The organism is Kurthia huakuii LAM0618, assembly GCF_000505545.1.
GTDB lineage: Bacteria > Bacillota > Bacilli > Bacillales_A > Planococcaceae > Kurthia > Kurthia huakuii.
Map to the genome: position 1 here is coordinate 185,840 of NZ_AYTB01000015.1, position 26,763 is coordinate 212,602.

Below are 26,763 nucleotides of genomic sequence, written 5' to 3' on the forward strand. Positions count from 1 at the left end.
TTTTTGGTGTATCCAGAAGTGTTTATTATTTTTTTCGTAATAACATTAGGCGCGGTTATGTGGAAGAAATTACGTCCCCGTTTAACGCAAATGATTTTAAAAAAACGAATGTTACTTACACCAATTTTATGTATGTTTTCGTGTCTTATTTTTATGAATTACTGTGTTTGGTTTCAACCATATTAAATAAAAAACGTTCCCAAATCAAAGTTTGGGACAATCAAAAAAGCCACGACTCATTGATTTAACAATGAGTCGTGGCTTTTCTAGTTAACATTATGATTCACGAAACTACCCAAGGAAAAGTGTGATCGGTAGTTACGGAATTGGAGTGATTTTGTTTCTCAAACAGAGCTTTTGGAAACTAGCACTAATTTATTACGTCTTAGTATAACTTGGAGGTTTTTATGAATAATTTGAATAGTAATGAAAATTTTATTGTTGCAGATGTAAAAAAAAGAATAAAGAAAACTCTTAAAATGTTGATTTTGGGATTTTTTGTAGCATTCTTTATCTTACTATCGTACGTAGTTTATTGGGGCTTTTTTGAAGAAAGTTTATTGACTAGTAAGTTATCTCCTTCAGGAAAAAGTGAAGTAGTAATTAATGAGTATGGAAATGACTTTGTTGGAGGTTCAGACACGATTAAGATATATTTTAAACAAGATGGAATAACAAAGCAGACTAAAAAAGTTGATGTTAGTTTAATGGAATCTAATCATAGGGAAAGGTATAATATTGTTTGGTCGTCGGATGAAAATAGAGTTTTAATATCAATGGTGTTCGAAAGATCTATTCAAGGGCTAAAATATAATTTTTCAACTCGAGATATTGAATTTGACTGATGATATATTGTTATTTCATAATTAGCACTTGATGGAAAATCTTTTGTAATAACAGTTTTAAAAAATAAATAACGCGTCCAAATGAATTATTGTGCACATTAAATCAAGCAGCTAGGATATCACATTGTCCAGCTGCTTTTTGTTTACCAAACAGCGCTTCGGTATTTTTTATGGTATAATTTAACATTATTCGAATTTAATGTAGAGGTGTTAGTATGCATTGTATATTTTGTAATGAAATTAAATATGAACAAATACTTGTAGAATCCAAAAATTTTAAAGTTGTTTTGGATATAGACCCAGTTCAATTAGGTCATTTACTCATTATCTCTAAAAGTCACATTATGGATTTAAGAGAAATAAATAACCTCCAATTTATTGAATTGATGAACCTGGAAAAATCAATAATTGAAATACTGGAAAATCATTTTTCAATAACAAGTGTAAGTATCATTCAAAATAATGGTCCAATTATGGACGAAGGAACACATTTTCACGTTCATTTAATCCCAAGATATAGTGATGATCATTTTTGGGATAATCAAATTGTAAAAGATCATAAACTCTCTCTTCAAGAACTTAAATGGAAATTAAATACTTTATCAATTTAAGATAAGTATTTTGTTTCACGTTTCCCAATGACTCTTTGATAACGAAAAGAGACTGGGACAAAACAGTTCATGTTCCTTTTTTAGCGTTCGCCACAAAAAACCGGAATCGCGCTGTGGCGCGGTTCCGGTTTTTCTTATGCTCATCTGAGATGGTGTTTTTACACTTATGTCCTAGCCTCTTGAAAATGTTAATATTTAAATTGATAGTAAAATCTAAAACCTGCCCAGCCAATCATATGAACTAATAATAATAGTCCTAAAACTTGTGCTACTGAAATTTGAACACCAACTACAAGTAAAAACCAAAATACATAGATGGCAACTAAAGTTACTTTCCACCCATTAGCTAACGCCTTTTTAGCGATTTCTTCATATCGTTCATCTAAACCTCTACTTTGAGCTGCTTTTTTTCGTCCATATACTAATCCAAATAAACCACCAGTAATTCCTAATAGTATGCCTGACAATGCCATCAAATTCATTATTCGCCACTTCCTTCTTCGAAAATAAATACTTCTTCAATTGTCTTTCCAAATACTTTTGAAATACGAAATGCTAATTCTAAAGATGGGTTTTACCATTTTCAATCGAAATAACGGTTTGCCTTGAAACGCCTATACTTTTTGAAAATTGCTCCTGCGTCCAACCAAATGATGAACGCAATTCTTTAATGCAATGCTTCATAATTCACCGCCTCAATGTAAAGTATCCTTTACGTAAAGGATACTTTACATTTTGTATTATGTCAATATTTAACTTTAAATAATTATGTGTATTTTATTCACCTCGTATTAAAATAACGTTCTCAAATCAAAGTCTAGGATTATTCGAAGAAGTCATGATCTATACTCATGGCTTTTCTAATTAATATTATGATTCATAAAAATATGCAAAATTGTCGCTATTTTCACTTTCTTGCAGTATCTGTGATAAAATGGTATATATTGTATTTTCAGGAGGCTGAATTTGAAAATAAAAATATGGCTTATAAAATTAAGGTTTAATATTCAACTGTATGTAGGGAAAATACGTTTACTGGGCTATGCGGTATTAGTAGAAATTCTTTTAGGGATGGGCGATATTACACTCTTTTTAGTGTATCCAGAAATGTTTGTTATCCTATTTTTACTAACAGTAGGTACAATTATGTGGAAGAAATTACGTCCTTATGTGACGCAAATGATTTTAAAAAGGCGGATGTTCCTTATCCCAGTTTTATGTCTGTTTGGTTTTAACCATACTAAATAATATATACAAAATTAAGGAGGACTTGGATGGATTGTGAAAAATGTCCTTGTTGTGGATTTCCAACATTAGAAGAGCTTAATTATTATGAAATATGTGAACTTTGTGATTGGGAAGATGATGGTCAAGGTGATGTAGATGCACATAAAGTTTTTGGTGGCCCAAATGGAGATTATTCGCTGAAAGAGGCTCGAAAAAATTTCAAAGAAAATCTCATTATGTATAGAGAAGCTACTCAAAAGACGAATGTAATTGAAGCAAAAAAAACTTTAATAAACGTGTTTTTGGAGTTAGACAAATATGAAGTCAATGCTTTGGAATGTCAAGCACTTTGGAACAAAATAAATGCTGTTGAGAAAAAATTAGAATTAATAAGGTTTACAAAATAATTTCAAAAAAGGTTCCCGAATCAAATGATAAACGTGCCTAGATACATACAGATTTGACCTTAAATGCTCTAGTTAGAAGTCAATCAAGCGGAAGGGATGATTACAATGAAATTGAATAATAGCGCATTTTTAATAGTGTTCGTTATGTTGGCATCTGTTGTAATGATGGGGTGTTCAACTACCGAAGTGACGTCTAAAGTTTTTTCATTTACTCCAAAAGAAGAAAAAGAATTAATTACGAAAACCTCAAATTATTTAACTGCTGAAAATATACGTATTGATAAAGATACCGCTAAAATTGCATCTTTTAAATCAGGTTCTGAATGGAAAATTTACGATGATCGTGGTAAAAAAACAAAAGATATTAAAAATGTTCAAACCATAACGATTGATTTTAAAGGTATAAATCCGAAAAATAATAAGAAAAAAATTACCGTTTATTTAGATGAAACAGGTGAAATACTGGGCTATTTATAACAGCTAGGTTATAATGGAATGCTGCGTGTGCAGCGCAGTGTAGCGCTCGATGTACACTGTTTATATTGTGCAACCGTGCTATATGGAAGAAGCAAGCCATAATGAACCATCAACAAATAGTGATAAATAATCTCGCAGAAAAATTAAAACTATTCACGTCTGCAGTGAACGGGGAACTTGTAGACGAAGCGGATTTTATTTTTGCAAATACAGGAATACCTACGGATACATTCAATGTCCCTTTGAAAAAAGCTGCTCCTATAAAAAATACGGCTACTAGTTGGCGAGATTTGATGCAGCAGTACAGGCTAAATGAAGCAGAACGTAATACGATGATGAAACTTGAAAATATACTTCATGTTGGTGACAGAAAAACGCATCAACTGATTATTACGCCAGTGAGAAATGTTGAAGAATTTCATGAATATCAAGAGGTTTTTTTAAGTTTATTTGAAGGTACAATGGAAAAAATTGCGTTAGCACAATACTTTAATACATTTTCTGAAGAAAATCTCAGCTCTACAGCGCAAATGTTTATCGGGCGCGTTGATGAAGTAACTGTATCTACAGGTTTATTAATAGATAGCTCAGAAAGTTACGGAATTTACGATGTGATGACAAAAGAAAGGTTTAGAGGGAAAGGGTATGGCAGTGAAATGTTTCACTATTTGCTGACACAAACAACCGATAAACAAAAACCCGTTGTTTTATAAGCATCAGATGATGGCCAAAACATTTACAAACGTTTTGGCTTTAGCGATGTTGGAGAAATAGTTGTATTTGATTAACGATGTAGCGAAAAAAATCCACGAACGTTGTCAACGTTTGTGGATTTTTCATATAGATAAAATCAGTTAGTTCATTAAATTGAATTACGATACCCTTGCTTCATTTTTTCAGACGTATTCATTTCCATAACAGGCTTTTCCACTTGATAAATATGCGCGCGGTCTAATCGTATTTTTTGCTCTTCATCCTTTTTTTGTTGCAGTAATGACGTTATATCGTCGGAAGTCATTAAGCCGCCGTTTGGTTTTACTAAGCCCATTTCATAAATACGTTGAATCATTGGAATACTTTTCATATATTCCGCTGCATTTATATTTTTTCCATATACCGTCGTATGCTTAAAAAAAGTAGACCAGTTGCCATTTTCAACTTGCTGCTTGGCATCTGTTGCGCTTAATGCCTGTTGTGGATTGACGACATCTCCCTTTTCTACGAGATACATAAAGTCAAAAAAGTTCATTGACATAGTTCCACTAGGAAGATTTGAAGATGGCGGGAAACAAATACGGTCAAAAACTGTTAATAGTGGTCCTTGTTTTTCAGCAATATCATTCCATCTGACCACATCTTCTTCAGAAAATTTATCGGCTAATAGAGATCTTCCTAAGTTGATACCCCCAAGATATGTATGACCATATTTGTCATATTGAATTTTCTTCTCTTCTACAGGTTGCTCTGATTTAACTGATTCTACTAAATTTTCATTGTTTTTTTTAGTTTCTATCGTGGAAACATTCTGATTAGCAAAAAGCTGGTTTGTGCTGTTAATACTCGTAAGCATGGAACTCCTCCTTTGTTTACTCATAGTATCGGTTATTGGTGACTTTTATTTATATTTTAGGTAAAATTAGGGTTAGAAGGTGATGGGTATAATGATTCGAAAAGCACATTTAACAGATGCGGCCCAAATTTTACATATTTATAAAGAAGCAATTGACGAAGGAAATTCTTTTATTACGAGGCCGGAAGAGTTTCGAGAAACAATCGTTACCATACAGCAGTGGCTTAAAAAACCGCAACAAATTGTTTTTGTGGCAGAAGATGCACAACAAATCATGGGGTGGTTATCATTTCAAACGACTTCGACGGTTGCGGGGTATATAACAATGGTCGTTTGTCACGCATCTCGTGGTAAAGGTGTAGGTTCGCAGCTACTTGCGCACATTATAAAATGGGTGGAAGTACATCCGACAATCGATAAAATAGCATTGAATGTCTTTTCAACGAACCTAGACGCCATGGCATTATATACAAAATTTGGATTTCAGCAAGAAGGCCGCAAAGTGCGCGCTTTTAAAATAGATGATGACTATGTAGATGATATATTAATGTATCGCATGCTATAAAAAATGTGTTTTCTTCTATGTGTAGAGGGAAAAGGAATACTAACATTTTTATAGGAGGGTGTCACATGAAGAAGTTTAGCAAGTGGCTCGTTGCAGCGACGCTCACAACATCAGCATTTGGTTTAAGTTATACAGCAGCCGCTCCGTCCTCAGTAACGCAAGCACAGGCAGCAAGCGTCATGTATTCGCAAGTTGATTATTTAAATATTCGTACAAGTCCTAGTACAAAAGCAAAAGTTGTCGGTCAATATTATAAAAATAGCAAAGTAAATGTGCTGAAAAGCTATAGCTCTAAATGGTATCAAGTGTCGTATAAAGGGGCAAAACGTTATGTGAGTAAAGCGTATGTAAAGCGCTTGCCTGTAGCTGTCGCAAATGGCTATGTCAGAACGGGCGGGGCAAACTTAAATATTCGTTCAGGTCCGGGGACAGGCTACAAAGTCATTGGAAAATATAAAGATGGACAATTGATTTCACTCACAAGTTACGATAACCCCTATTGGTACCAAGTCGTCTATAAAGGAAAAATTGGCTATGTTTCTGCTGATTATGTAGAAGGGCCATTTGGTGGTATGTAACGACAAAAAACAGGAGTCGCGAGCGCGATTCCTGTTTTTTCATTAATAAGGGGCACCTTCTAAAAATGTGCCATTACGATAGCTCGCAAATGCTTCGCGCAACTCATCTTTCGTATTCATTACAAATGGACCTTGTGCTTCAACTGGTTCTTTAATCGGCTTGCCGCTAAAAACAACAAGTGACATCTTTTCAGTCGCTTCGATTGAAATGGTTTCTGCATGTTCAACCGTTTCAAAATGAATCGTATCAAATGCTTGGACTGCCTCCCCATTAATCGTAAAGGCCCCGTTTAGACCGTACATATAGGTGTTAAAGCCTGCATGAATAGGAAAGTCGTATGTGGCCCCTTTTTCAAGCTGCAGCTCCGCAAAAACAAACGGTGTTAAGAGTTCGAGTGGTGAGGTTGTCCCATCGACGTCACCCGCAAATACTTGCACATGCCCACCCGGAATTTCTTTTACCGGTGCTTGGGCATTTTGTAAATCTTGATAATGACCAGGTTGTTTTTTATTTTCGGGTGATAAGTTGACCCAGAGTTGTAGCACGCGCGCCTCTTTGCCGTAATCGGGATTTTCATTATGAATAATGCCGCGCCCAGCCGTCATAATTTGGAAATCACCTTCTGACAACTTGCCACCTGTCCCTGTTTTACTATCATAATGCGTCAAGCTGCCTTCTAATACGTAGGTGACCGTTTGCATCCCTTTGTGTGGATGGTCTGCAAATGTGTTATGCGCAAATTTATCATCAGCTAAAATGATAAATGGATCATTTTCCATCGGGTCTCGTAATTGTAAAACGTAGCGTACATTGCGTCCGTCACCACGTTGTAGAGCGATTGATTGAATTGTTTGAATAGCTAACATGTGTAATGCCTCCTCTATTTTTTTACATAAGCAACAGTTGTTGTATAGCTATACTATAGAATGCTTTCTCCGTTTCGGCAATGAACAGCTCTCACGTTTTGTTGCTTAGGCAACAGATAGCAGAAAGTGTTGTGGAAAGACATGTTATGATGTATGCAACTGTAGGGGAAACGACTGTAAATAATGATTGAAAAAGTTTTAGCTATCGCCAAATCAGATGACCGCGTGCGCATCGTTGCGATGAATGGCTCGCGCACAAATCGCAATGCGCCGCGTGATGCTTTTCAAGATTATGATATCGTATTTTTAGTAACGGATATGGCAAGCTTTTTAGCAGATGAGTCGTGGGTTGAAGTTTTCGGTAAACGCATAATGATGCAAACGCCGGAAAATATGACATTATTTCCGCCAGAACTCGGTGGTCGCTTCACTTATTTAATGTTATTTGAAGATGGTACACGCCTCGATTTAATGTTAATTCCAATAGAAGAAAAAGAGCGCTATTGTGTGGAAGATAGCTTAACAGTCATTTTACTTGATAAAGATGGTACGTTGCCGGCATTACCCCCGCCAACGGACCGCGACTATTGGGTAAAAAAACCGACAGTGCCGATGTTTCATGATTGTTGCAATGAATTTTGGTGGCTTGCGACCTATGTCGCGAAAGGACTTGCGCGAAATGGTGCGCTTAATGATGGTTTGGCATGTTGGAATTGAAACCAACTTTTCATGTAGTGTCGGTAAAAATGACAAATATTTAGCACGTTATACATCTATTGATTGGTGGCTGCGTTTAATGGCAACGTATCAGGCAAGCGAGCAAACAAAACAAGCTTTGGCGACGATGATGACCTTGTTTGAAGAAGTAGCAAGAAGTGTCGCGGATGCACTCACATTTTATTATGATGCAGACGAAGCGACACGTGTGCATCAATATGTGATTGCGGTAATACACGATTAAATTTATTTCTAAAAATTGTAAAATAAGGGAGTGATGTTGTAAAATAAGGAGAATCTAACAAAGGGGGCTCGACGATGATTCCATTAGTATATGATGTGCTCAACCGCTGGGCAAAAGATGATGATTTTTTTAGTGGGCTTGTAAAACGTTACGAACCAGAAACTGTAGCTGATTTAGGCTGCGGTACGGGGCGTTTGACGGTACGATTTGCCGACGACGCACAAGTTGTTGGCATAGATCCGAATAAGGCAGCTTTAACAGTTGCAAGACAAAAACCGGGCGCTGATCGCGTGACATGGCTTCAAGGGGATAGCCGCTCGCTTGAAACAGCAGCCTATGATTTAGTGCTCATGACGGCCAATGTATCGCAAGTATTTTTAACCGATGAGGCGTGGTATCAAGTAGTCGCCGATGCGTATCGTGCACTAAAGCCGGGCGGTCATTTTGCATTTGATACGCGCAATCCGAATGTGCGTATTTGGGAGCAGTGGATGCGCGACAGCTCGCCAGACATTGCGCATGTAGACGATAAAACGTATGAAGTACATACGACATATGGCGGCTTTAAAAATAATATTTTCTCATTCAACGAAGCAGTATTTGACGCTGAAACGGAAATCGAAGCGGTCGACCTTCAGCTACGCTTCCGCCCAATTGACGCGTGGCAAGCTTCATTAGAGGAAGCGGGCTTTCAAGTAGAATGCTACGGTGATTTTACGTGGCGTGAGGCGGATGCACATTCTGAAAATGTTGTGTTTATTGCTAAAAAAATTAGATGAAGTTCACGATGAAAGCAGAAATCATGTAAGTGATTTCTGCTTTTTAATTAGCAAATGATTGTTGCTCTAGCGAATTGATACAACAGCAATACATCCTTCTATTTCTAACCGCCATTTTAAAATCAGCTAGTAGAAATCGTACAAAAGCTGATGAAGCGTGTTTTGGATACAACATATTTCGTAATAAGCGTAAGCTATAAGCTGATTGACATACAGTTTTACTATCTATTTGCGCTATGTTATAAAAATGAGCGATAGTTATAAGTTTTTTGTCGATAATTATTATAATTTTGCAAAAGAAGCTACTAAAAATGGGCTTGTTTTACGGCTCTGAGGGGTGTTTTTTGCCCATTTAGCGTGTGAAATGAGCTTTTTTGTGTGGTGCAGCAGCGGATCAACAGAAAAAATGCGTATATTAAACTCTTTTTTGAATAAATGACATGTTCCTAAGAAATAGCGCCAATTTCACGTGAAAAAACCGCCGATTTCGGACAGAAAATGCCCGTTAGAGACCCCGTTTTGCGCAAAATCAGTCATTTTTGGGAATCAAAAATGATAGTTATATGAGCTGTTGTCGCATAATAAAAGTTTAGTTGACAGCTTTTACGTGATAGTTGTTAAAAATAGCGAAAACGTACCGGTCAATAGTCTTGGATTGTCCCTTATTTTTAAATATGTTGTATCGAAAACACGCTACTTGGGTTCACAAGCAATTTCTAATCGCTCATTTCTGACAGCCGTTTAAAAATCAGTTCGTGCATGAAATGAAGTTGTTTCATGTCGAAATTTTTAGAGAATTGTCATAGTTGTCGCTTGACGTACATAACAAACGAAAAAATGCTGTAAGCGAATGAAAAATGAGCATGAACGAATGAGCGTTTTGAATATAGATCTTTTTTGTGAGCTGTGAAGTTATCGATAGCTACGTTAAAAATGTCTAAAAAATGACGGTAAAAATATACAAATGACATGACATGACATTTGTCACTATAGGAAAGCGCTTTCAGAAAATATGATGAAAGTAACTAGAGAATACGAGGAGCATTATGAAATGAAAATTGCTTGGATTACCGATACAGCTGCTTTTTTGACTGCACAATTTATTGAAGAACATCATATTAACGTGTTACCACTCAACGTTGTTTTTGAAAATGAGGCATTGCGTGAAACGGTAGATATGACGGAACAACAGTTTTATGAGAAATTGCGTGAGGCGAAAAAGCACCCTAAAACATCACAGCCCAGTTTTGGAGAGCACGTTGCATTATACGAACGATTAAAAGCAGAGGGCTATGATTGTGCAATTGCTATTCATACGTCTGCAAAACAATCGGGTACATTTGCGAGTGCGACGATGGCAGCAGAGCAAGCAGGTTTTAAGACGTATCCAATCAATGCAAAAATTGGATCATACCCAATGCAACGTATGTTAGAATACGGCATCGAGCTAGCGGAAAAACAACATACACCGGAAGCGATTGTGGCAGCGATTGAAGATATGGTGACACGTTCAGAGCTAGTATTTATTCCTGCAAGCTTAGAAAATCTGCATAAAAGTGGGCGTGTATCTGGTACGGCGATGTTTTTAAGTAACTTATTAAATGTCAAATTAGTCATTGCATACGATGATGAAGGGGTTTGCAATGTGATTCATAAAGTACGCGCAACGAAGCGTGCAAAAAAAGCTGTAACGGAAAAATTAGATGCGGCGATTGCGAAATCGGCTGTAAAAGAAGTAGCGATTATTCATTGTAATAATGATGAAGAAGTGACGAAATGGCAAGCTGAACTTGAAGCGAGTTATCCGGCCATTCATTTTGTGAAAACACCGTTATCAGCAGCAGTAGGTGTCCATGCGGGTGAAGGAACAATTGGCTTGACGTGGGTAAGAGAATAATTAAAATGAACAGAAACTACGCCACGGCGTAGTTTTTTTGTCGTTCTGGGGTACATAGATAGTGAAGGAGGTGCACGTTATGAGCATTATTGAAATGCATCATGTGACAAAAACATTTGGACATGTGACAGCGCTAGATGGCGTCGATTTGGCGGTAGAGCAAGGCGAAATTTTTGGTTTTATTGGCCCTAATGGTGCCGGCAAATCAACGACGATTCGTGTATTACTTGGGATGCTGCGGAAAACTTCGGGAGAAGCGTTATTATTTGATGAAGATGCGTGGGCGAATGCGGTCGCGATTCATAAGCGGCTTGCTTATGTGCCAGGGGATGTGAGTTTGTGGCCAAATTTAACGGGAGGTGAAGTTATTGATGTGCTCATGCGCATGAATGGGCAACATCACCCGCAGCGGCGTGAGCAATTGATTGAGCGTTTTCAACTAGATGTTACGAAAAAATGTCGCACGTATTCGAAAGGGAATCGTCAGAAAGTGGCGTTGATTGCTGCGCTCGCAATGGATGTCGAACTGTATATTTTTGATGAACCAACTGCCGGGCTCGATCCACTCATGGAGCGTGTGTTCCAGGAATATGTGCGCGATATGAAGCGTGAAGGGAAAACGGTGTTATTATCGAGCCATATTTTATCGGAAGTTGAATCGCTTTGTGACCGCGTTGCACTCATTCATAATGGTAAAATTGTCGAGATGGGGACGTTAGAGGATTTGCGGCATTTGACGCGTGTGACGATGCGCGTGGAAACCGTTGAATCGCCTTCTGAACTCGACCAACTAGCCGGTGTGTTTGCAGTGGAGCAGCAAGGCAATGTATGGCATTTTGATGTAGAGAAAGATGCTTTGCCACAAGTGATGGGTTATTTAGCACCGCTTCGTATTACACAGATGGAAACGGAGCCGCCGTCACTCGAAGAATTATTTGTACGCCACTATGAAGGTGGTGTGTGACGATGCACAATTGGTTCTTTTTATGGCGCTTTTATATGAAACAACAGCGTCTAAAAATCGCGATTTGGCTTCTGAGCATTGTTGGTGTTACATTAATTATCGCGCTCGCCTACCCAAATGTTTATGATACCCCAATTGCACGGCAGACAGCGCAAATGACGATGCAAAATCCAGCGATGATTGCGATGCTTGGCCCGGGCTATGTTTTAAAGGCCTATATTCAATCAGTCGCCGTTGTGTTTGCGAACGAAATGTTGTTATTTACGGCGATTGTCGTTGCGCTGATGAATAGCTTGCTCATCGTGCGTATGACGCGTGCAGATGAAGAAGACGGGCGACTAGAAGTGCTACGCGCACATGCAATAGGGCGGATTGCACCAGGAGCTGCGGCATTAGCGGTCGTTGTCGTAGTAGATGTGTTGTTAGCGCTCTTGTTAGCGACCGGTTTGTATGCGGTTGGGAACGCGAGCTTTACATGGCAAGGTAGTTTACTTTATGGTACGGCGCTTGCGGCATTAGGTTTTGTTTTTGCCGGCGTAACATTTATGTTAGCGCAACTTGTCGCAACCGCGCGTAGTGCATTGATGTGGAGCATTTTTTTATTGCTAGCCTCGTATTTAGTGCGCGCAGTAGGAGACCGCGATGGCTCGGTGTTATCCCAGTTGTCGCCGTTTGGTTGGTTAAGTAAAACGGTTGTGTTTTGGGACAATCGTTGGTGGCCGGTCCTAGCGCTTCTTGTGTGCGCCGTCGCGTTTTGTGCTATGGGCTTTGTGCTTTATGCGCGTCGCGATATGGATGCAAGTTTGATTGCACCACGTAAAGGACGTGCATCGGCGCATCGCTCTTTGACGACACCACTTGGGCTCGTGCTTCGGATGCAGCGCGTGCCGATGATTGCGTGGGTGCTTGGATTAGCGGTACTTGCCGCCGCATATGGCTCGGTGCTCGGCGATTTGCAACGCTATTATGATAAAGTGGCGTTTATTCGTGAATTTTTAGGTGTTGTCAGTGGTGGCATTGTGGCGCAGTTTATCGTGTTATTAATGCAAATAATGGCGCTTATTAGTACGATTCCGATTATTTTATTGTTGCTGCGCCTGTATCATGATGAAACATCGCATTTTATCGATCATGCGTATAGTCGTACGGTGTCGCGTGGGCGTATGCTTAGCACGTATTTAGTCGTGGGCGTTCTTTGGAGTATCGTCAACCAATTCATTATCGGAACGGTTATGTGGCAAGTTGGAAAAAATGCGCTACCGCCAGAGGAGACATTTGCGACAGTTGTCGGTGCCGCGCTCATTTATTTGCCAGCGATTTGGTCTATTGTGGGTATGGTCGTCGTGTTACTTGGGTGGTTGCCACGCGCGATTCAAGCAGTATGGCTCTATTTTGCTTTTTGTTTTCTCGTCATGTATATGGGCGATTTATTAAAAATGCCACATGCGCTCAAACAGCTATCGGTATTTAATGTATTGCCGCATGTGCCGGTCGATAGCATGACTTGGGGTGTCACGTTTGTTGTCAGTGTTGTGGCGCTAGCCCTTGCGTTGATTGGCTATGTTGGCTATCGACGCCGAGATTTGGCGACTTAAAAAAACTGCTCCGCTAAGGGGCAGTTTTTTTAATGGAATAATACATACGTGTTTCGCCATCAATAACTGGTCGAATCGAGTGACCATTTAGCGTCAGCGTTTTTTTGTTTTTAGGCATGATGCCGGTATACAAGCGATAATGTACGCCGTCAGGACTCCGGAATGTCGTCTGGCTATCGACGGTTTGCCCATCTATAAAGCGCACCGTTAGTTTATTTGAGACGCGCGTCCATGCAAATTTTTTATCATTTTCGTGTTGCATCGCCGCAATGCCAATGCCTTCGCCTTGCGCTGTCGTCGCGCGATAAATAATAAATTGCTCCGAACCTAGTTGGATTGTTTCTAAAATATTTTCTTTGCGCGTGCCTTCTTTTTTTAAGCCTTTTAACAACGCTTCTTCGCGGCTATCATACCAGGCGAGTTTGTCAGTTGTTGGCGTTTCGGCTGGCGTTGTCGTGCAACTAGCAAGTAGCGGCATTATCAACGCCACAGCAAGGAAGTTTTTCATGCGGCCATCACCTCACTTATTCTATACCCAAATTTCAGGCGCATGAGCAGTCGGCAATAAATGAAACAACGCTTCCTTTGAACGAGGAAAAACGTCAGGCGTGTCAATAATCTGTTTGTTAAGCAGCACCATCGTTGTCTCAAAAAGCCACGGCACATCTAAATGGGCTTGCTCTAAGATTGTCTCCTGTGTAAATAGCGTGATGGGGTCCCCTTGATAGAGCAGTTTACCAGCACTCACGACGATAATTTCATCGGCCCATTCATAAGCAAAATTGACGTCGTGCGTCGATAAAATAATCGTGCGCTCTGGTGTACGTAACGTGGATAAAATCGTCATAATTTGCTTCGTATAATAGCGGTCGAGTCCGGCAGATGGTTCATCTAAAATCATAAATTCTGGCTCCATCGCGAGCACACCCGCGATGGCAACACGTTTTTTCTGACCGAGACTTAAAAAATGAAGCGGTTTTTTGCGCAGCTCTTCAATGTCGAGTAGCGCCATCACTGCGGACACTTTTTCATGAATACGCGCTTTGTCCCAACCGAGATTTGTCGGTCCAAATGCAATATCTTGCTCAACAGTACCAGAAAATAATTGCGAATCAGGGTCTTGAAAAACGATACCGACTTTTTGCCGCAATGTTTGCAGTCCTTTGCGGTTGTAGTTAAGCGGCGCGCCATTATAGGAAATTGTGCCGCTTGTTGGGCGCAACAAGCCGTTAATATGCTGGAATAATGTTGATTTCCCGGCGCCATTATTGCCGAGCAACGCGATTTTTTTCCCTTGTGGAATGTCGAGTGATAAATCATCTAACGCGGTCGTACCATCGCCATATTGAAATGTGACATGTTGAAATGAAATGGTCATGTCAAAAGCCCTCCTAATGTGAAATAGACAATCAGTAATAAACAACAACAGCCGGCGATCGCATACCAATTGCGCCTTGATGTTTTGTAGTGATAAAATGGCTCGCTAATCGACTCATCATAACAGCGCGATTGCATAGCGTTGTTAAGTTCATGCGCTCGTTTAAAAACATCTTTAAACATCGAGGTGACGAGAAAACCAGCTGATTGGAGCCACTGCTTTTTATGTTGATACCCAAGACGTGATTGCTGTGCTTGATAAATTCGCTGCATACTAGTTAAAAAAACGAAAATGAAGCGATACGTTAAGTCGCATAAATCGACGAAAACCGTTGGGATTTTTAGCTTGCGCATCGCGTACGTAATCGCTGTAATCGGTGTTGTCAGCGTTAAGAAATACAGACAGCTAACACTCGCAAGCACAGAAAAAAACAAATGGTACGCTGTATCAATGCTAGCAGTTCCAATAAAAATCGTCACATTGCCGATATGCCACTGTGCTACGTGACTTGGCAGTTCGGAAGTTGTTGTGAACGAGAGTAAAATGCTCACGAGGCTAGATAATAAGAAAAATCCAGGGAGCAATAACAGTTTGATATACGTTTTTAGCGGGATTTTTGCGGCAATTAAAATGAAAACACTCATTACGAAAAACGTAATGAGTGAAATTAGCACATCTTTTGTCGTAATAGCAAACAGTAAAAAAACAACTGAAAATGCCATTTTTTCAAGTGGATGCACCATCGCTAAACGATTAACGTAAGCGTATTGATCAATGGGAATCATGGATGTTGTCTACTTTTTTTGAGCGTCCGCGCATGAGGCCGCAGAAATAGCCGATAAATCCTGCACCAATTGCCGCTTGTAGTGCAAATAATAAACTTTCAATTTCGCCACTTGGCGGTTCCCAAATACTTGAAAACCATGGCTCGTAATCTTTATTGATTTCGGTAATCGCCGCTTCTGCTTCACCATCGGCACCACCAAATTCAGCGCCTTTTTGAACGAACAGCGGAATGATCGCCAAAATAATAACAATCGCAATTAATACAAGATTTTTTTTAAACATCTAGGCGACCTCCTTGTTTTTTTTAAACATATGCAAGGCGTTTAATTCTGCAACATTGTATTTACGTAAGAAATTCATAATGACAACGGTTAATAATCCTTCGCTAATAGCGAGTGGAATTTGCGTAAATGCGAAGATGCTCGCAAATTTACTGAATGATGCGACGATGCCACCCGATTCAGCTGGGAAGGCTAGTGCTAGTTGGAACGATGTCATCACATACGTGCCGAGGTCGCCAAGCATTGCTGCTAAAAAGACAGCTACTGAAAACGACCAGCCAACTTTTTGTGCGCCTTTAAAGACGTACCACGCAATAATCGGCCCAACGACAGCCATTGAAAATGCGTTAGCGCCGAGTGTTGTGAGTCCGCCATGTGCGAGTAGCAGTGCTTGGAATAATAAGACGATTGAGCCGATGACACTCATCGCGAGTGGTCCAAATAGCACTGTACCGAGACCGACACCGGTTGGATGCGAGCAGCTACCGGTCACCGATGGAATTTTTAATGCTGATAACACGAATGCGAACGCACCCGATAACCCTAACATCATTTTTGTTTCGGGATGCTCTTTAATCGTTTTTGAAATCGAGCGAATCCCTAAAATAATAAATGGTAGTGCAAGCACCCACCAAAAGATGGCCCACTCTACAGGTAAAAAACCTTCCATAATGTGCATGGCGTTAGCGCGCGTTGGCACAAGTAGTAGAATCGGTGCGAAATACATTAGTTTTAACAATTTCTTCATGTGAAATCCTCCTTGTAAAAGTAGAGGAATGTACGAAAAAAGCCTATCTCCATAACGGAAATAGGCACAAAAAGACAGCATAGCATTCATCTAAGTTTGTCTTTCGTACACCTATCCTCGTAGGCCGAATTGATTTTACGGCAGGTCTCCTGGCTTCGCGTCAACATTTCATTACACCTTCCCATCGTTTAGACAGTGGCATACGCAATGAAACTCAGCATCACAGTTGCGGGACAGCACTTGTTTTTCACAAGTTTCCCTTTTAAGCGAATAATTGAGTATTCGCACCGTAAAATTGTATATAATTTTTCGACATTTCGTAAAATAGCTTATCATTGTCGTGGAAATTTGCCAATAACAATTTTTATTTCAATTTATTTGAAATTAAAAAAACTGTATCAATACAGAGAAAACGCTGTGATTTCAAGCGATTTTTGTGAATTTTCTTTTGTACTATAACATCATAGTAAAAAAAGATTTGAAAAGTAACTTAATTATCGCTATGATGAAAACAAGATTTTTAAAAAAATTATATATTCACGATATATTTTAAAAGTGCCTCTTTAGAGGATAATAGGGAAAATGGTGAGATGCCATTACAGCCCCCGCTACTGTATGCGTGTTGAGACAATCAAATCCATTGGCTTTCGCTGAGAAGGGATTGCCTCACAAACGCGCGAGTCAGGAAACCTGCTTTTAAAATCGGACAAAACTTTTCGGAGGGAGAAGCTTTTGGACAACCGTTATTTGCAGTTTTTATTGATTTGCGAATTTTCAGTATGTTCAGCCTTTTACTCTCCGGAGTAGAAGGTTTTTTTTATGGCCTTTTACATAGCGTGACATAAGAAATGGAGGCATAACATGGCACAAGGGAAATTATTTGTCGTCGGGTTTGGACCAGGGGACTTTCAACATATTACAAATCGCGCCGTCGATGTTTTGAAAATGAGTGATGTCGTGATCGGCTACAAAACGTATGTCGATTTAATTAAAGATTTAATTACCGCAAAAGCAGTTGTCAGTACCGGTATGACCGAGGAAGTATCGCGTGCGCAAGAAGCGGTAAAACAAGCAGAAGCAGGTCAAATTGTGTCGGTGATTTCAAGTGGTGATGCCGGTGTTTACGGCATGGCAGGGCTTGTATATGAAGTATTGATTGAAAAAGGGTGGACCGAGGCGAACGGTGTACCTGTCGAAATCGTACCGGGTATTTCCGCGATTAACTCCTGCGCGTCGCTACTTGGCGCGCCGGTCATGCATGACTCGTGCACGATTAGTTTAAGTGACCATTTAACGCCGTGGGATTTAATTTCAAAACGCATTGAAGCGGCAGCGATGGCGGATTTTGTTATCGCATTGTACAACCCGAAAAGTGGGCGCCGTACGCGTCAAATCGTCGAGGCACAGCGTATTTTACTTGAGTATCGGCACCCGGATACACCAGTGGGGCTAGTGAAAAGTGCCTATCGTGACTCACAGCATATTACGATGACGACGCTGTCTGAAATGCTGACGCACGACATTGGTATGCTGACGACCGTTGTAATCGGGAATTCCTCTACATTTTTCTACGATAATAAAATGATTACGCCGCGTGGCTATCAAAAGAAATATACGTTAGGGGAGGAAAAGCAGCCGCTAAAACCGCATCAACGCTTGAAGAAAGAAGCGGAGCCATGGGCGATGGACCAAGAAACAGGGCGTTCGTATGAGCAAGTACTAGCACCACCACTGCCAAAAAAGCCTGAGCCGCTTAAATCGGCAAATGCGCTGACTTTAGCAGAGGAAGCATTAGGCTGTTTAGGTGTCGAGGCATTTGAGCCAAAGCACTATGTCCATCAAAAAATGGAGTCGATTTTTGAGTTGGCTGTGAGTCCGGGTGTTGCCAATAAAAAAATTACACCACAGCAAATGATGACGCTAGCGGACGTTGTGGGCGACAAAGGGACGATGGAATATACGCCAGAGCATGAATTTATTTTGCGTATTCCGACGACGGCACCAGAGCTTATTACCGACCGCTTAAAAGAGGTAGGATTGCTCGTAGCACCGTATGGCGATGTGGCACGCATTAAGGCGTGTGATTTCTGTGATGGTGAAAAGGCCGATTCGATTCCATATGCAGAGGAGCTACAGAATGTCTTAGGTGGTATGGCGTTACCGAAAGAATTAAATATCGGTTTTAACGGCTGTGGTATGGCGTGCTACCGCGCCGTCATGGACGATATTGGTATCGTCTACCGAAAGGGTGCCTTTGATGTCTTTATCGGTGCCAAGCCAGTTGGCCGTACAGCGCACCCGGGGCAGCCAGTTGTCGAAGGCTTATCAACAGAGCAGCTCGTGCCAATGGTTGAAGGGCTGATTGCTGAATATAAAGAGCACGCGCATCCGAATGAACGTTTATTTAAATATTTCAAACGTGTGAAAAAATTAGGCAACTTTACGTATCAAGATATTACACCAAAAATTAAAATTGCCCCGGCACCATGTGGGGATTAGGAGGCTAAGAAGATGCTATTTTTAGCTGGAACAAGTGATGCACGCGCACTTGCCGTTCGTCTCGCAGCGCGCTATGACGTGCTCGCAACGGTTGTGACCGATTCGGCCGCAAAAAGTTTAACGGACAAAGGAATTCCCACATTTGTTGGGCGTTTGACAGCCGAGGAAATGGCTACGAAAGTGCGTGAACGCGGTGACCGCATCATTGTTGATGCGAGTCATCCGTTCGCAGAGGAAGCATCGAAAAATGCCCAAGCTGCCGCGAAACTTGCCGGCGTACCGTATTGTCGCTATGAGCGGACGTCGGAAAATTTTGCAAATCCACTCATTACGCCGGTTGAAACATATGACGAAGCGGCTGAGGTGGCACTGGCGCGTAAAGGCAATGTCATGCTACTAACAGGCAGTAAGACGCTACAAGTGTTCGCTGAGAAATTAGTCGGTATCGAAGGCATTCGCATGATTGCGCGTATGTTACCGCGTTTAGACAATATGGAAAAATGTGCGGCGCTTGGCGTTGAACAAAAAAATATTATCGCGATGCAAGGACCATTTTCACGTGACTTAAATGAGGCGCTCTACAAGCAATTTGACACGACGCTGATGATTACGAAGGAAAGTGGTAAAGCGGGCGCTGTCGATGAAAAAATTACGGCAGCGCTTGACTTAGGCATCGAGGTTGTACTGATTACAAGACCGAAAATTCAATATGACAACGCATTCGACACATTTATTGGCGTCGAACAATTTATAGGGGGAATTTTGCATGACGAACAATACAGATGAAAAAGAATTATTCGTAAATACCGATAACTTCAATACCGATTTTACGCCGCTAACAGTAGAGCCAAATCGTATTTATGAATTTAGTTTTGAAACGATTTTAGAAGAGTATGGCCCACATGACTACAACGACGATGAATGGTCGATTATCCGTCGTATCGTCCACGCATCGGCTGACTTTGAACTAGGGAAAAGCGTGATTTTACATCCGGATGCGATTCGCGCTGGTGTGGAATCGATTCGTGCCGGCCGTCCTGTGATTGCCGATGTGCAAATGATTCAAAGTGGTTCAGGTCGTAAACGATTCCAAAAACATGGTGGCGACTTGTATTGTCACATTGCTGATGACGACGTTTCAAAAATGGCAAAAGAACATAATACAACGCGCGCCATTATTTCGATGCAAAAAGCGGCGCGCTTACATGAGGGCGGCATTTATGCGATTGGCAATGCGCCAACCGCGTTACTTGAACTTATTCGTTTAATTCGTGAAGGCATCGCAAAACCAGATTTAATTATCGGTATGCCTGTTGGCTTCGTATCAGCTGCAGAATCAAAAGAAGAGCTTGCGAAAGTAACAGAAGTACCATTTATTACGAATTTAGGGCGCAAAGGCGGTAGTACGGTAACTGTTGCGGCGCTAAATGCCATTTCAATTTTGGCGGATCGACAACACTAACGTGGAAAAACGCAAGAAAAAAGACCCGAAGGATATGCGCTCTGGCTATACGACAGGCGCCTGTGCAACAGCGACGACAAAAGCGGCGCTGATTGCCCTACTGACGGGCGAGGAACAAGAGTCGGTAACGATTTTTTTACCGGTCGGCAAGCATGCGACATTTACGATGGAACATACCGTACAAGTTGGGGATGCGGTGCGATGCAGCACGATTAAAGATGCCGGTGATGACCCGGATGTGACGCATTTAGCACTTATCGAATCAACCGTATCATTTATTGATGGGGAGGACGTTGTACTAGATGGTGGCATCGGCGTCGGGCGCGTGACAAAGCCCGGTTTGCCGGTGCCTGTAGGGGAGGCAGCCATCAATCCAGTACCGCGAAAGATGCTACATGAAGTCGTAAATGACACACTTGCACAATTTGGCGTCAAGCGTGGCGTCAAAGTCGTTATTTCTGTACCGGCGGGTGAAGAATTAGCAAAAAAAACATTGAATGGACGCCTCGGTATCGTAGGAGGTATTTCAATTCTCGGTACGCGTGGCACGGTCGTACCATTTTCAAGTGCCGCGTATATGGCGAGTATTTCTGAAGCGGTTAGCGTGGCGCATGCGGCAGGGCAAAACCATTTAGTGCTGACAACAGGTGGTCGCAGTGAACGTTATGCGATGGCGCTATTTCCAGAACTTGCTGAGGAATGCTTTATTGAAATGGGTGACTTTGTCGGTCATGCGCTAAAGCATTGTAAAAAGCATGACATTAAAAAAGTAACGCTCGTTGGGATGATGGGGAAATTTTCAAAAGTCGCACAAGGGGTTATGATGGTGCACTCAAAAAGCGCGCCAATCGACTTTAATTTCCTTGCAGAGCTTGCCGGTGATGTTGGCGTGTCAGAAGATTTGCAGCAGCAAGTACGCGATGCCAACACCGCATCACATGTCGGCGAAATGATGTCCGAACATGGCTACGATACTTTTTTTAGTCATCTATGCGAGGCGTGCTGCTACTCGGCGATTCACCATGTCGGCGGCGGCATCGAATTAAGCACGTTCATTTATTCAATGAAAGGTGAACAACTAGGAAGGGCTGAGAACATTGACAACATCGATCAAATTGATTGGCATCGGGGATAGTGGTGTCGAATCATTAAGCGCAGAAAAGAAGCAATTCATCGAACAGAGCGATGTGTTAGTCGCAGGAGAGCGTGTTCTCGCGTTCTTCAATACATATCATGGTAAAAAAATTGTCATTAAAGGCGGTTTAAAACAGGTCGTCGCAGAAATTTTAGCGGCGCAAGGAAACATCGTCATTTTAGCATCAGGCGACCCGTTATTTTATGGCATTGGCCATTATTTAGCATCGAAAATGACACTTGACGTGTATCCCCATGTAAGCTCGGTGCAGCTGGCATTCGCGCGCCGTAAATTGGCGTGGCACGATGCGACAGTCGTGAGCTTGCATGGTCGTCCGATAAAGGGACTCGCTCAAAAAATCAACGGCGAAAAAAAGGTGGCCCTGTTAACGGACGACGTGAATACGCCAAATGCCATTGCTAATTATTTAATTGATTTTGGCTTTGATGAGTACGAGGCATTTGTCGCCGAAAATTTAGAAGGGGTTGATGAACGCTGTCGTTCGCTGTCACTTGAGGACATGCGTACGGCGGAATTTTCACCGCTCAATGTCGTGATTTTAGTCGCAACGAAAGCACCGAAAGTCTGGCCACTTGGCATTGACGATGACGAATTTTCACAACGAAAACCCGATAAAGGCTTAATTACGAAAAAAGAAATTCGCGTGTTGTCGCTTCAGCAGCTTCAGTTACGTGACGATTCGATTGTGTGGGATATTGGTACATGCACTGGTTCGATGGGGATTGAAGCAGGGCGTATCGCAAAAAATGGTGCGGTGTATGCCATTGAAAAAAATGAGCCGGATTTAGCGAATTGTCTCGAAAATCAGCGTAAATTCCGCGTTGATATGACGGCGATTCATGGCAAGGCACCGGAACGTTTGGACGAATTTCCAAATCCTGATGCCGTATTTCTTGGTGGCACCGGCGGCAATATGACCGATTTACTTGCGACGATTGCAGCACGTTTAAAGCCACAAGGTCGTATCGTATTAAATGCAGCAACGATTGAAAATTTAGCAAAAGCTGTCGAAACATTTAAACAATTAGGACTTCACGTGTCGATTATGCAAGCGCAAATCGCGCGTAGTAAACCGATTTTAAATATGACACGCTTCGTACCGTTAAACCCAATTTATATTATTACAGCAGTTAGGGAGGAACAATAACATGGCAACATTGTATGGCTTAGGGGTAGGACCTGGGGACCCAGAATTAATTACCGTAAAAGCATTCCGCATTATGAAGGAATCACCAGTCATTGCGTATCCGAAAAAGATGAAAGGCAAAAAAAGTTATGCCCAGCGCATTGTAGATGTGTATGTTAGTGGCATGGAGAAGGAAATGCTAGGGCTTGTATTCCCAATGACAAAGCATCAAGAAACGCTAGATCGCGAATGGAATAAGGCAGTCGATGAAGTGTATGCGCGCTTGAAAGCTGGGAAAGATGTGGCATTTGTAACAGAGGGCGACCCAATGCTTTACAGTACATTTATTCATTTAATGAACTTGATGCAGGAGCGCCACTCAGAGGTAGACATTAAAATGGTGCCGGGCATTTCATCATTCAACGGCTCAGCCTCTCGTCTAGGAATTGCGCTTGGTGATGGTGATGACCATATCGCGATGATTCCAGCGGTTGATGATTATGATCAAATGCGTAAAGCGATTGAGGACCATGATGCGGTCGTCTTTATTAAAGTAGCGAAGGTCATTGATTTAATGTTGCGCGTGTTGCGTGATTTGGAGTTATTAGACAAAGCACATGTTGTGACAAAAGTGACGTCTGATGAGGAAGTTATTTGGAAAACATCGGAGCTTGATGGTGTCGAGCTTGAATACTTAACATTAATGGTGGTGCGTAAATAATGAAGAAAATTTATATCGTAGGTGCAGGTCCTGGAGATCCTGATTTAGTAACAGTAAAAGGTTTAAAGATGATTCAAACGGCGGATGTTGTCATGTATACCGATTCACTAGTTAACCAAGAGTTGATTGCGAAAGCAAAACCAGAAGCCGAAGTTGTCAAAACAGCCGGTATGCATTTGGATGAAATGGTGCAAGCAATTGTCGACCGCGTGAATGATGGTAAAGTCGTGGCGCGTGTCCATACTGGTGACCCGGCGATGTACGGTGCCATTATGGAACAAATGGCAATTTTAAAACAGCATGACATTACATGTGAAATTATTCCGGGTGTGAGCTCGGTATTCGCGTCAGCGGCAGCAGTAGGGGCCGAACTGACGATTCCCGATTTAACACAAACGCTCATTTTAACGCGTGCAGAGGGACGTACACCGGTACCTGAAATGGAGAAATTAAAAGCTTTAGCGAGCCATCATTGTACGATTGCATTATTTTTAAGTGCGACGCTAACGAAAAAAATCGTCAAGGAATTGCAAGCGGCTGGTTGGCGCGATGATACGCCAATCGCTGTTGTGCAACGTGCGACATGGCCAGACCAAAAAATCGTCCGCACAACGCTCGTTCATTTAGACGAAGATATGCGTAAAAATGGTATCCGTAAACATGCGATGATTTTAGCTGGCTGGGCGCTTGACCCGCATATTCATGAAAAAGATTATCGCTCAAAATTGTACGATAAAACATTTACGCATGGTTTCCGTAAAGCGGTGACAGAGTAATGGTTATCGAATTACGCGACGATATGCTAGCACCAATTGACGTGAAGCATCAATATGCGGTCGTGGCGATTACGAAGCATGGCGTGGATATTGCGCGCCGTTTACATGCGAATTTTCCAAACACCGACGTTTATTATATGAGTAAGTTTGAGCGCGGGGATGAGCGTGAGCACAATGTGCAGCTGTTTAAAAATAGCGTGCGCATGCTATTTCCAGCGCTGTTCAAACAGTATGATGGCATCATTACGATTATTTCGCTTGGCGCCGTTGTCCGCATGATTGGCCCGCTTCTCGTCGATAAAAAAGTCGACCCAGCCATCGTTGTCATCGATGACCGCGGCGAAAATGTCATTAGTATGCTGTCGGGTCATTTAGGTGGCGCGAATGCGTTAACGCATACCGTCGCAGAAGCTCTTAATGCCAATGCGATTATTACGACGGCATCGGACGTACAAAAAACGATTCCGGTCGATTTATTTGGCGCAAAATTTGGTTGGCAATGGGATTCAGCGGAACAATTAACACCGGTTTCTGCATCGGTTGTCAACGAGGAACACGTGGCCATCATTCAAGAGGCGGGCGAAAAAGATTGGTGGATGCATGAGACACCGATGCCGCCATGTTTAATTGAATATGACTCACTTGAAGCGGCAATGGCTGCGAAGCCGGATGCCGCGCTCATTATTAGTCATCGTTTAATTGATGAGACGACGCTACTTGACAATCACGTCATTTATCGTCCGAAATCACTCGTTATTGGTATGGGCTGCAATCGCGGCACATCGGCTGAAGAGGTCGATACCGTTATTCGCGAAACATTGCAAGAACTTGGCTTATCGATTAAAAGTGTCAAGGCGCTTGTTACATTTGAGCTAAAAAGCGATGAGCCATGCTTTCATGACATTACGTCAAAATACGATTGGCAATTTAAATGGTACACAAAGGACGAGCTAAATAGTCAGCTTGTGACAGAGCCTTCAGATACGGTGTTTAAATACACAGGTGTTTACGGTGTTAGTGAACCAGCCGTCCGACTTTATAGCGGCAATGATGAGCTATTACTTGTGAAGAAAAAATCAGGCAATACGACGATTTCGGTCGCAGAAATCCATTTTTAAGGGGGAGTTAACGATGAAGCGTTTTGTCATTGCAGGAACAAACAGTGGTGTCGGTAAAACGACGTTAACAATCGGCTTAATGGCTGCATTACAACAACGAGGCTTACGTGTACAAGGATTTAAATGCGGACCGGACTATATCGACCCGTCGTTTCATAAAGCGGTAACCGGGCGTCCATCGCGCAATATTGATAGCTTTATGTTTGAAGCAAATGTCGTGCGCGATATTGTGCGCCGCGCGACAAAAGATAGTGATGTTGGCATCATCGAAGGGGTCATGGGTTTTTACGATGGCAAGGACCCGCTATCAGATGTTGGTTCGACTGCAGACATTGCCGTTATAACCGAAACACCCGTCGTGTTAGTCGTTAACTGCGCAGCGATGGCGCGCAGTGCGGCGGCGATTGTCAAAGGGTTCCAAGTATTATCGGAAAAGCCGACCATCGTCGCGGTCATTGCTAATCAAGTTGGCAGTGCGAGCCACTTTAACATTGTCAAAAAGGCGATTGAAGCGGAATGTGGTGTACCGGTTATCGGTTATTTAAAGAAAAATAGTGAGCTTCATATGCCGAGCCGTCATTTAGGACTGATACCAGCATTAGAGCGCGGTGAGATGCAAAAGTATTTTGATGAGCTTGCGGCACTTGTCAACGAGACGATTGATTTAGAAGCATTGCTTGCATTGACAGAAGCGAGTGACTTGACAGTCGAGGCATCGGTTTTTGATGCTCAGCAAGCACCATGCTGTACGATTGCTGTTGCCCATGATGCGGCATTTAATTTTTATTACGAGGAAAATATCGAGCTACTGCAAGCAAATGGCGCGCGGATTGTTTATTTCTCACCACTTGCGAATGAAGCGGTGCCAGAAGCGGCTGATGGCTTGTATATCGGGGGTGGCTTCCCAGAGGAATTTGCGACGACGTTGTCAGAGAACGGACAGGCGAAAGCATCGATTCAAGCATTTATCGCAGCAGACAAGCCTGTTTTTGCGGAATGTGGCGGCTTTATGTATTTAACAGAAGCCATAGAAACGCTCGATGGTAGACGTTTTGATATGGTTGGCGCGATTCCAGGAACGACGAAAATGCAAAGCAAGCGCGTTGCACTCGGCTATCGCGAGATTTTTGGCAAGGCCGGGAATTTCTTGCTTGATGAAGGTATGACAGCGAAGGGCCATGAATTCCATTATTCAACATATGAGCAAGGACAAGCGCATTTTGCTTATGACACAAAAAGTCGATTTAAGGCGACAGGGGAAGGCTATATGCAACCTAATCTTGTTGCAGGTTATACGCATTTCCACTTTGCCTCGAATCCAGAAGTTGCAGCGCGCTTTGTTCGTGCTTGCGTAAAAGGGGAGTAGTAG

At 41.8% G+C, this 26,763-nt stretch carries 29 protein-coding genes, 2 pseudogenes and 2 riboswitches; of the genes and pseudogenes, 22 read left to right on the forward strand and 9 right to left on the reverse strand.

Annotation, left to right across the window (positions count from 1 at the left end; all coding sequences use genetic code 11):
* Positions 1–407 precede the first annotated feature (407 nt).
* Together V514_RS0112640 and V514_RS0112645 are read left to right on the forward strand one after the other, a co-directional pair.
* Complete coding sequence (locus tag V514_RS0112640) at positions 408–845, forward strand: hypothetical protein (protein WP_029500290.1); 438 nt, start codon at positions 408–410, stop codon at positions 843–845.
* Between the two features lie 215 nt (positions 846–1,060).
* Entirely contained in the window at positions 1,061–1,456 is a 396-nt protein-coding gene (locus V514_RS0112645; RefSeq protein WP_029500291.1) for an HIT family protein, read from the forward strand.
* A gap of 188 nt (positions 1,457–1,644) precedes the next feature.
* On the opposite strand, the gene V514_RS0112650 is transcribed toward V514_RS0112645, so the two are convergent.
* Complete coding sequence (locus V514_RS0112650) at positions 1,645–1,938, reverse strand: DUF3796 domain-containing protein (protein ID WP_029500292.1); 294 nt, start codon at positions 1,936–1,938, stop codon at positions 1,645–1,647.
* Positions 1,938–2,140: pseudogene (locus V514_RS20045) on the reverse strand (helix-turn-helix transcriptional regulator). The gene V514_RS0112650 and the pseudogene V514_RS20045 overlap by 1 nt, the downstream one beginning before the upstream one ends.
* Positions 2,141–2,422: 282 nt before the next feature.
* On the opposite strand from V514_RS20045, the gene V514_RS0112655 reads away from it, so the two are divergent.
* The 4 genes from V514_RS0112655 (at position 2,423) to V514_RS19245 (ending at position 4,280) form a co-directional block, all read left to right on the forward strand.
* Positions 2,423–2,704 carry a hypothetical protein gene (locus tag V514_RS0112655; protein WP_029500293.1) on the forward strand — a complete coding sequence of 94 codons (282 nt, stop codon included), beginning with the start codon at positions 2,423–2,425 and terminating at the stop codon, positions 2,702–2,704.
* 26 nt (positions 2,705–2,730) lie between these two features.
* A complete protein-coding gene (locus V514_RS0112660) occupies positions 2,731–3,090 on the forward strand; it encodes a CPCC family cysteine-rich protein (protein ID WP_029500294.1) in 360 nt (119 codons plus the stop codon).
* Positions 3,091–3,186: 96 nt separating this feature from the next.
* Positions 3,187–3,567 (forward strand): hypothetical protein, encoded by a 381-nt coding sequence (locus tag V514_RS0112665; RefSeq protein ID WP_161630206.1) that lies wholly within the window; start codon positions 3,187–3,189, stop codon positions 3,565–3,567.
* A 101-nt stretch (positions 3,568–3,668) separates the two neighbouring features.
* Positions 3,669–4,280, forward strand: a complete 612-nt coding sequence (locus tag V514_RS19245; RefSeq protein WP_235073358.1) for a GNAT family N-acetyltransferase — start codon at positions 3,669–3,671, stop codon at positions 4,278–4,280.
* A 149-nt stretch (positions 4,281–4,429) separates the two neighbouring features.
* Here the strand turns inward: V514_RS19245 and V514_RS0112675 are convergent, their stop codons facing one another.
* A complete protein-coding gene (locus V514_RS0112675; protein ID WP_029500296.1) occupies positions 4,430–5,137 on the reverse strand; it encodes a hypothetical protein in 708 nt (235 codons plus the stop codon).
* A 91-nt stretch (positions 5,138–5,228) separates the two neighbouring features.
* Here V514_RS0112675 and V514_RS0112680 point away from each other — a divergent pair, with 91 nt between their 5' ends.
* On the forward strand, positions 5,229–5,702 hold the full coding sequence (locus V514_RS0112680) for a GNAT family N-acetyltransferase (RefSeq protein WP_051392475.1): 474 nt from the start codon (positions 5,229–5,231) through the stop codon (positions 5,700–5,702).
* Positions 5,703–5,767: 65 nt separating this feature from the next.
* Positions 5,768–6,280, forward strand: coding sequence for an SH3 domain-containing protein (locus V514_RS0112685; protein WP_029500298.1), 513 nt, complete (start codon positions 5,768–5,770; stop codon positions 6,278–6,280).
* Positions 6,281–6,322: 42 nt separating this feature from the next.
* On the opposite strand, the gene V514_RS0112690 is transcribed toward V514_RS0112685, so the two are convergent.
* Positions 6,323–7,147, reverse strand: coding sequence for a pirin family protein (locus V514_RS0112690; protein ID WP_029500299.1), 825 nt, complete (start codon positions 7,145–7,147; stop codon positions 6,323–6,325).
* 240 nt (positions 7,148–7,387) lie between these two features.
* Between V514_RS0112690 and V514_RS19250 the strand changes: the two are divergent.
* From V514_RS19250 to V514_RS0112715, 5 genes and pseudogenes are all read left to right on the forward strand, one after another.
* Positions 7,388–8,108 (forward strand): annotated as a pseudogene (locus V514_RS19250) (aminoglycoside 6-adenylyltransferase).
* Between the two features lie 74 nt (positions 8,109–8,182).
* Positions 8,183–8,887, forward strand: a complete 705-nt coding sequence (locus tag V514_RS0112700) for a class I SAM-dependent methyltransferase (protein ID WP_029500300.1) — start codon at positions 8,183–8,185, stop codon at positions 8,885–8,887.
* Positions 8,888–9,938: 1,051 nt separating this feature from the next.
* Positions 9,939–10,784, forward strand: a complete 846-nt coding sequence (locus tag V514_RS0112705) for a DegV family protein (protein ID WP_029500301.1) — start codon at positions 9,939–9,941, stop codon at positions 10,782–10,784.
* A gap of 79 nt (positions 10,785–10,863) precedes the next feature.
* Positions 10,864–11,748, forward strand: coding sequence for an ABC transporter ATP-binding protein (locus V514_RS0112710; RefSeq protein WP_029500302.1), 885 nt, complete (start codon positions 10,864–10,866; stop codon positions 11,746–11,748).
* A 2-nt stretch (positions 11,749–11,750) separates the two neighbouring features.
* Positions 11,751–13,343, forward strand: coding sequence for an ABC transporter permease (locus V514_RS0112715; protein ID WP_029500303.1), 1,593 nt, complete (start codon positions 11,751–11,753; stop codon positions 13,341–13,343).
* A 13-nt stretch (positions 13,344–13,356) separates the two neighbouring features.
* Here V514_RS0112715 and V514_RS0112720 read toward each other — a convergent pair whose 3' ends face one another.
* The 5 genes from V514_RS0112720 to V514_RS0112740 are packed head-to-tail and all read right to left on the reverse strand — an operon-like array spanning position 13,357 to position 16,536.
* Positions 13,357–13,851 carry a hypothetical protein gene (locus V514_RS0112720; RefSeq protein ID WP_029500304.1) on the reverse strand — a complete coding sequence of 165 codons (495 nt, stop codon included), beginning with the start codon at positions 13,849–13,851 and terminating at the stop codon, positions 13,357–13,359.
* A 21-nt stretch (positions 13,852–13,872) separates the two neighbouring features.
* Positions 13,873–14,721 (reverse strand): energy-coupling factor ABC transporter ATP-binding protein, encoded by an 849-nt coding sequence (locus V514_RS0112725; protein WP_029500305.1) that lies wholly within the window; start codon positions 14,719–14,721, stop codon positions 13,873–13,875.
* Positions 14,718–15,506: a cobalt ECF transporter T component CbiQ gene (gene cbiQ / locus V514_RS0112730; RefSeq protein WP_029500306.1), complete on the reverse strand. Its 789-nt coding sequence runs from the start codon at positions 15,504–15,506 to the stop codon at positions 14,718–14,720. Before cbiQ ends, V514_RS0112725 begins: the two co-directional genes overlap by 4 nt.
* A complete protein-coding gene (locus tag V514_RS0112735; protein ID WP_029500307.1) occupies positions 15,493–15,789 on the reverse strand; it encodes an energy-coupling factor ABC transporter substrate-binding protein in 297 nt (98 codons plus the stop codon). Before V514_RS0112735 ends, cbiQ begins: the two co-directional genes overlap by 14 nt.
* Complete coding sequence (locus V514_RS0112740) at positions 15,790–16,536, reverse strand: energy-coupling factor ABC transporter permease (protein ID WP_029500308.1); 747 nt, start codon at positions 16,534–16,536, stop codon at positions 15,790–15,792.
* Positions 16,537–16,658: 122 nt separating this feature from the next.
* Positions 16,659–16,843, reverse strand: a riboswitch (cobalamin riboswitch).
* Positions 16,844–17,072: 229 nt separating this feature from the next.
* A riboswitch (cobalamin riboswitch) is annotated at positions 17,073–17,248 on the forward strand.
* A gap of 149 nt (positions 17,249–17,397) precedes the next feature.
* Between V514_RS0112740 and cobJ the strand changes: the two genes are divergently transcribed.
* The 9 genes from cobJ to V514_RS0112785 are packed head-to-tail and all read left to right on the forward strand — an operon-like array spanning position 17,398 to position 26,760.
* Complete coding sequence (gene cobJ, locus V514_RS0112745; protein WP_029500309.1) at positions 17,398–19,035, forward strand: precorrin-3B C(17)-methyltransferase; 1,638 nt, start codon at positions 17,398–17,400, stop codon at positions 19,033–19,035.
* A gap of 12 nt (positions 19,036–19,047) precedes the next feature.
* Complete coding sequence (cobK, locus tag V514_RS0112750) at positions 19,048–19,821, forward strand: precorrin-6A reductase (protein WP_029500310.1); 774 nt, start codon at positions 19,048–19,050, stop codon at positions 19,819–19,821.
* Positions 19,802–20,497 carry a precorrin-8X methylmutase gene (locus V514_RS0112755; protein ID WP_029500311.1) on the forward strand — a complete coding sequence of 232 codons (696 nt, stop codon included), beginning with the start codon at positions 19,802–19,804 and terminating at the stop codon, positions 20,495–20,497. Before cobK ends, V514_RS0112755 begins: the two co-directional genes overlap by 20 nt.
* Position 20,498: 1 nt before the next feature.
* Positions 20,499–21,632: a cobalt-precorrin-5B (C(1))-methyltransferase gene (locus tag V514_RS0112760; RefSeq protein ID WP_029500312.1), complete on the forward strand. Its 1,134-nt coding sequence runs from the start codon at positions 20,499–20,501 to the stop codon at positions 21,630–21,632.
* The gene (gene cbiE, locus V514_RS0112765; RefSeq protein WP_081715057.1) at positions 21,595–22,800 is read left to right on the forward strand and encodes a precorrin-6y C5,15-methyltransferase (decarboxylating) subunit CbiE; all 1,206 of its coding nucleotides are present in this window, start codon (positions 21,595–21,597) and stop codon (positions 22,798–22,800) included. Before V514_RS0112760 ends, cbiE begins: the two co-directional genes overlap by 38 nt.
* Position 22,801: 1 nt before the next feature.
* Entirely contained in the window at positions 22,802–23,500 is a 699-nt protein-coding gene (gene cobI / locus V514_RS0112770; RefSeq protein WP_029500314.1) for a precorrin-2 C(20)-methyltransferase, read from the forward strand.
* On the forward strand, positions 23,500–24,276 hold the full coding sequence (gene cobM, locus V514_RS0112775) for a precorrin-4 C(11)-methyltransferase (protein ID WP_029500315.1): 777 nt from the start codon (positions 23,500–23,502) through the stop codon (positions 24,274–24,276). Before cobI ends, cobM begins: the two co-directional genes overlap by 1 nt.
* The gene (locus tag V514_RS0112780) at positions 24,276–25,394 is read left to right on the forward strand and encodes a cobalt-precorrin 5A hydrolase (RefSeq protein ID WP_029500316.1); all 1,119 of its coding nucleotides are present in this window, start codon (positions 24,276–24,278) and stop codon (positions 25,392–25,394) included. The genes cobM and V514_RS0112780 overlap by 1 nt, the downstream gene beginning before the upstream one ends.
* 13 nt (positions 25,395–25,407) lie before the next feature.
* Entirely contained in the window at positions 25,408–26,760 is a 1,353-nt protein-coding gene (locus tag V514_RS0112785; protein WP_029500317.1) for a cobyrinate a,c-diamide synthase, read from the forward strand.
* Positions 26,761–26,763 lie beyond the last annotated feature (3 nt).

Coding starts and splice junctions, on each gene's coding strand:
- V514_RS0112640 (WP_029500290.1), top strand. CDS start 408: ATGAATAATTTGAATAGTAATGAAAATTTTATTGTTGCAGATGTAAAA.
- V514_RS0112645 (WP_029500291.1), top strand. CDS start 1,061: ATGCATTGTATATTTTGTAATGAAATTAAATATGAACAAATACTTGTA.
- V514_RS0112650 (WP_029500292.1), bottom strand. CDS start 1,938: ATGAATTTGATGGCATTGTCAGGCATACTATTAGGAATTACTGGTGGT.
- V514_RS0112660 (WP_029500294.1), top strand. CDS start 2,731: ATGGATTGTGAAAAATGTCCTTGTTGTGGATTTCCAACATTAGAAGAG.
- V514_RS0112665 (WP_161630206.1), top strand. CDS start 3,187: ATGATTACAATGAAATTGAATAATAGCGCATTTTTAATAGTGTTCGTT.
- V514_RS19245 (WP_235073358.1), top strand. CDS start 3,669: ATGAACCATCAACAAATAGTGATAAATAATCTCGCAGAAAAATTAAAA.
- V514_RS0112675 (WP_029500296.1), bottom strand. CDS start 5,137: ATGCTTACGAGTATTAACAGCACAAACCAGCTTTTTGCTAATCAGAAT.
- V514_RS0112680 (WP_051392475.1), top strand. CDS start 5,229: ATGATTCGAAAAGCACATTTAACAGATGCGGCCCAAATTTTACATATT.
- V514_RS0112685 (WP_029500298.1), top strand. CDS start 5,768: ATGAAGAAGTTTAGCAAGTGGCTCGTTGCAGCGACGCTCACAACATCA.
- V514_RS0112690 (WP_029500299.1), bottom strand. CDS start 7,147: ATGTTAGCTATTCAAACAATTCAATCAATCGCTCTACAACGTGGTGAC.
- V514_RS0112700 (WP_029500300.1), top strand. CDS start 8,183: ATGATTCCATTAGTATATGATGTGCTCAACCGCTGGGCAAAAGATGAT.
- V514_RS0112705 (WP_029500301.1), top strand. CDS start 9,939: ATGAAAATTGCTTGGATTACCGATACAGCTGCTTTTTTGACTGCACAA.
- V514_RS0112710 (WP_029500302.1), top strand. CDS start 10,864: ATGAGCATTATTGAAATGCATCATGTGACAAAAACATTTGGACATGTG.
- V514_RS0112715 (WP_029500303.1), top strand. CDS start 11,751: ATGCACAATTGGTTCTTTTTATGGCGCTTTTATATGAAACAACAGCGT.
- V514_RS0112720 (WP_029500304.1), bottom strand. CDS start 13,851: ATGAAAAACTTCCTTGCTGTGGCGTTGATAATGCCGCTACTTGCTAGT.
- V514_RS0112725 (WP_029500305.1), bottom strand. CDS start 14,721: ATGACCATTTCATTTCAACATGTCACATTTCAATATGGCGATGGTACG.
- cbiQ (WP_029500306.1), bottom strand. CDS start 15,506: ATGATTCCCATTGATCAATACGCTTACGTTAATCGTTTAGCGATGGTG.
- V514_RS0112735 (WP_029500307.1), bottom strand. CDS start 15,789: ATGTTTAAAAAAAATCTTGTATTAATTGCGATTGTTATTATTTTGGCG.
- V514_RS0112740 (WP_029500308.1), bottom strand. CDS start 16,536: ATGAAGAAATTGTTAAAACTAATGTATTTCGCACCGATTCTACTACTT.
- cobJ (WP_029500309.1), top strand. CDS start 17,398: ATGGCACAAGGGAAATTATTTGTCGTCGGGTTTGGACCAGGGGACTTT.
- cobK (WP_029500310.1), top strand. CDS start 19,048: ATGCTATTTTTAGCTGGAACAAGTGATGCACGCGCACTTGCCGTTCGT.
- V514_RS0112755 (WP_029500311.1), top strand. CDS start 19,802: ATGACGAACAATACAGATGAAAAAGAATTATTCGTAAATACCGATAAC.
- cobI (WP_029500314.1), top strand. CDS start 22,802: ATGGCAACATTGTATGGCTTAGGGGTAGGACCTGGGGACCCAGAATTA.
- cobM (WP_029500315.1), top strand. CDS start 23,500: ATGAAGAAAATTTATATCGTAGGTGCAGGTCCTGGAGATCCTGATTTA.
- V514_RS0112780 (WP_029500316.1), top strand. CDS start 24,276: ATGGTTATCGAATTACGCGACGATATGCTAGCACCAATTGACGTGAAG.
- V514_RS0112785 (WP_029500317.1), top strand. CDS start 25,408: ATGAAGCGTTTTGTCATTGCAGGAACAAACAGTGGTGTCGGTAAAACG.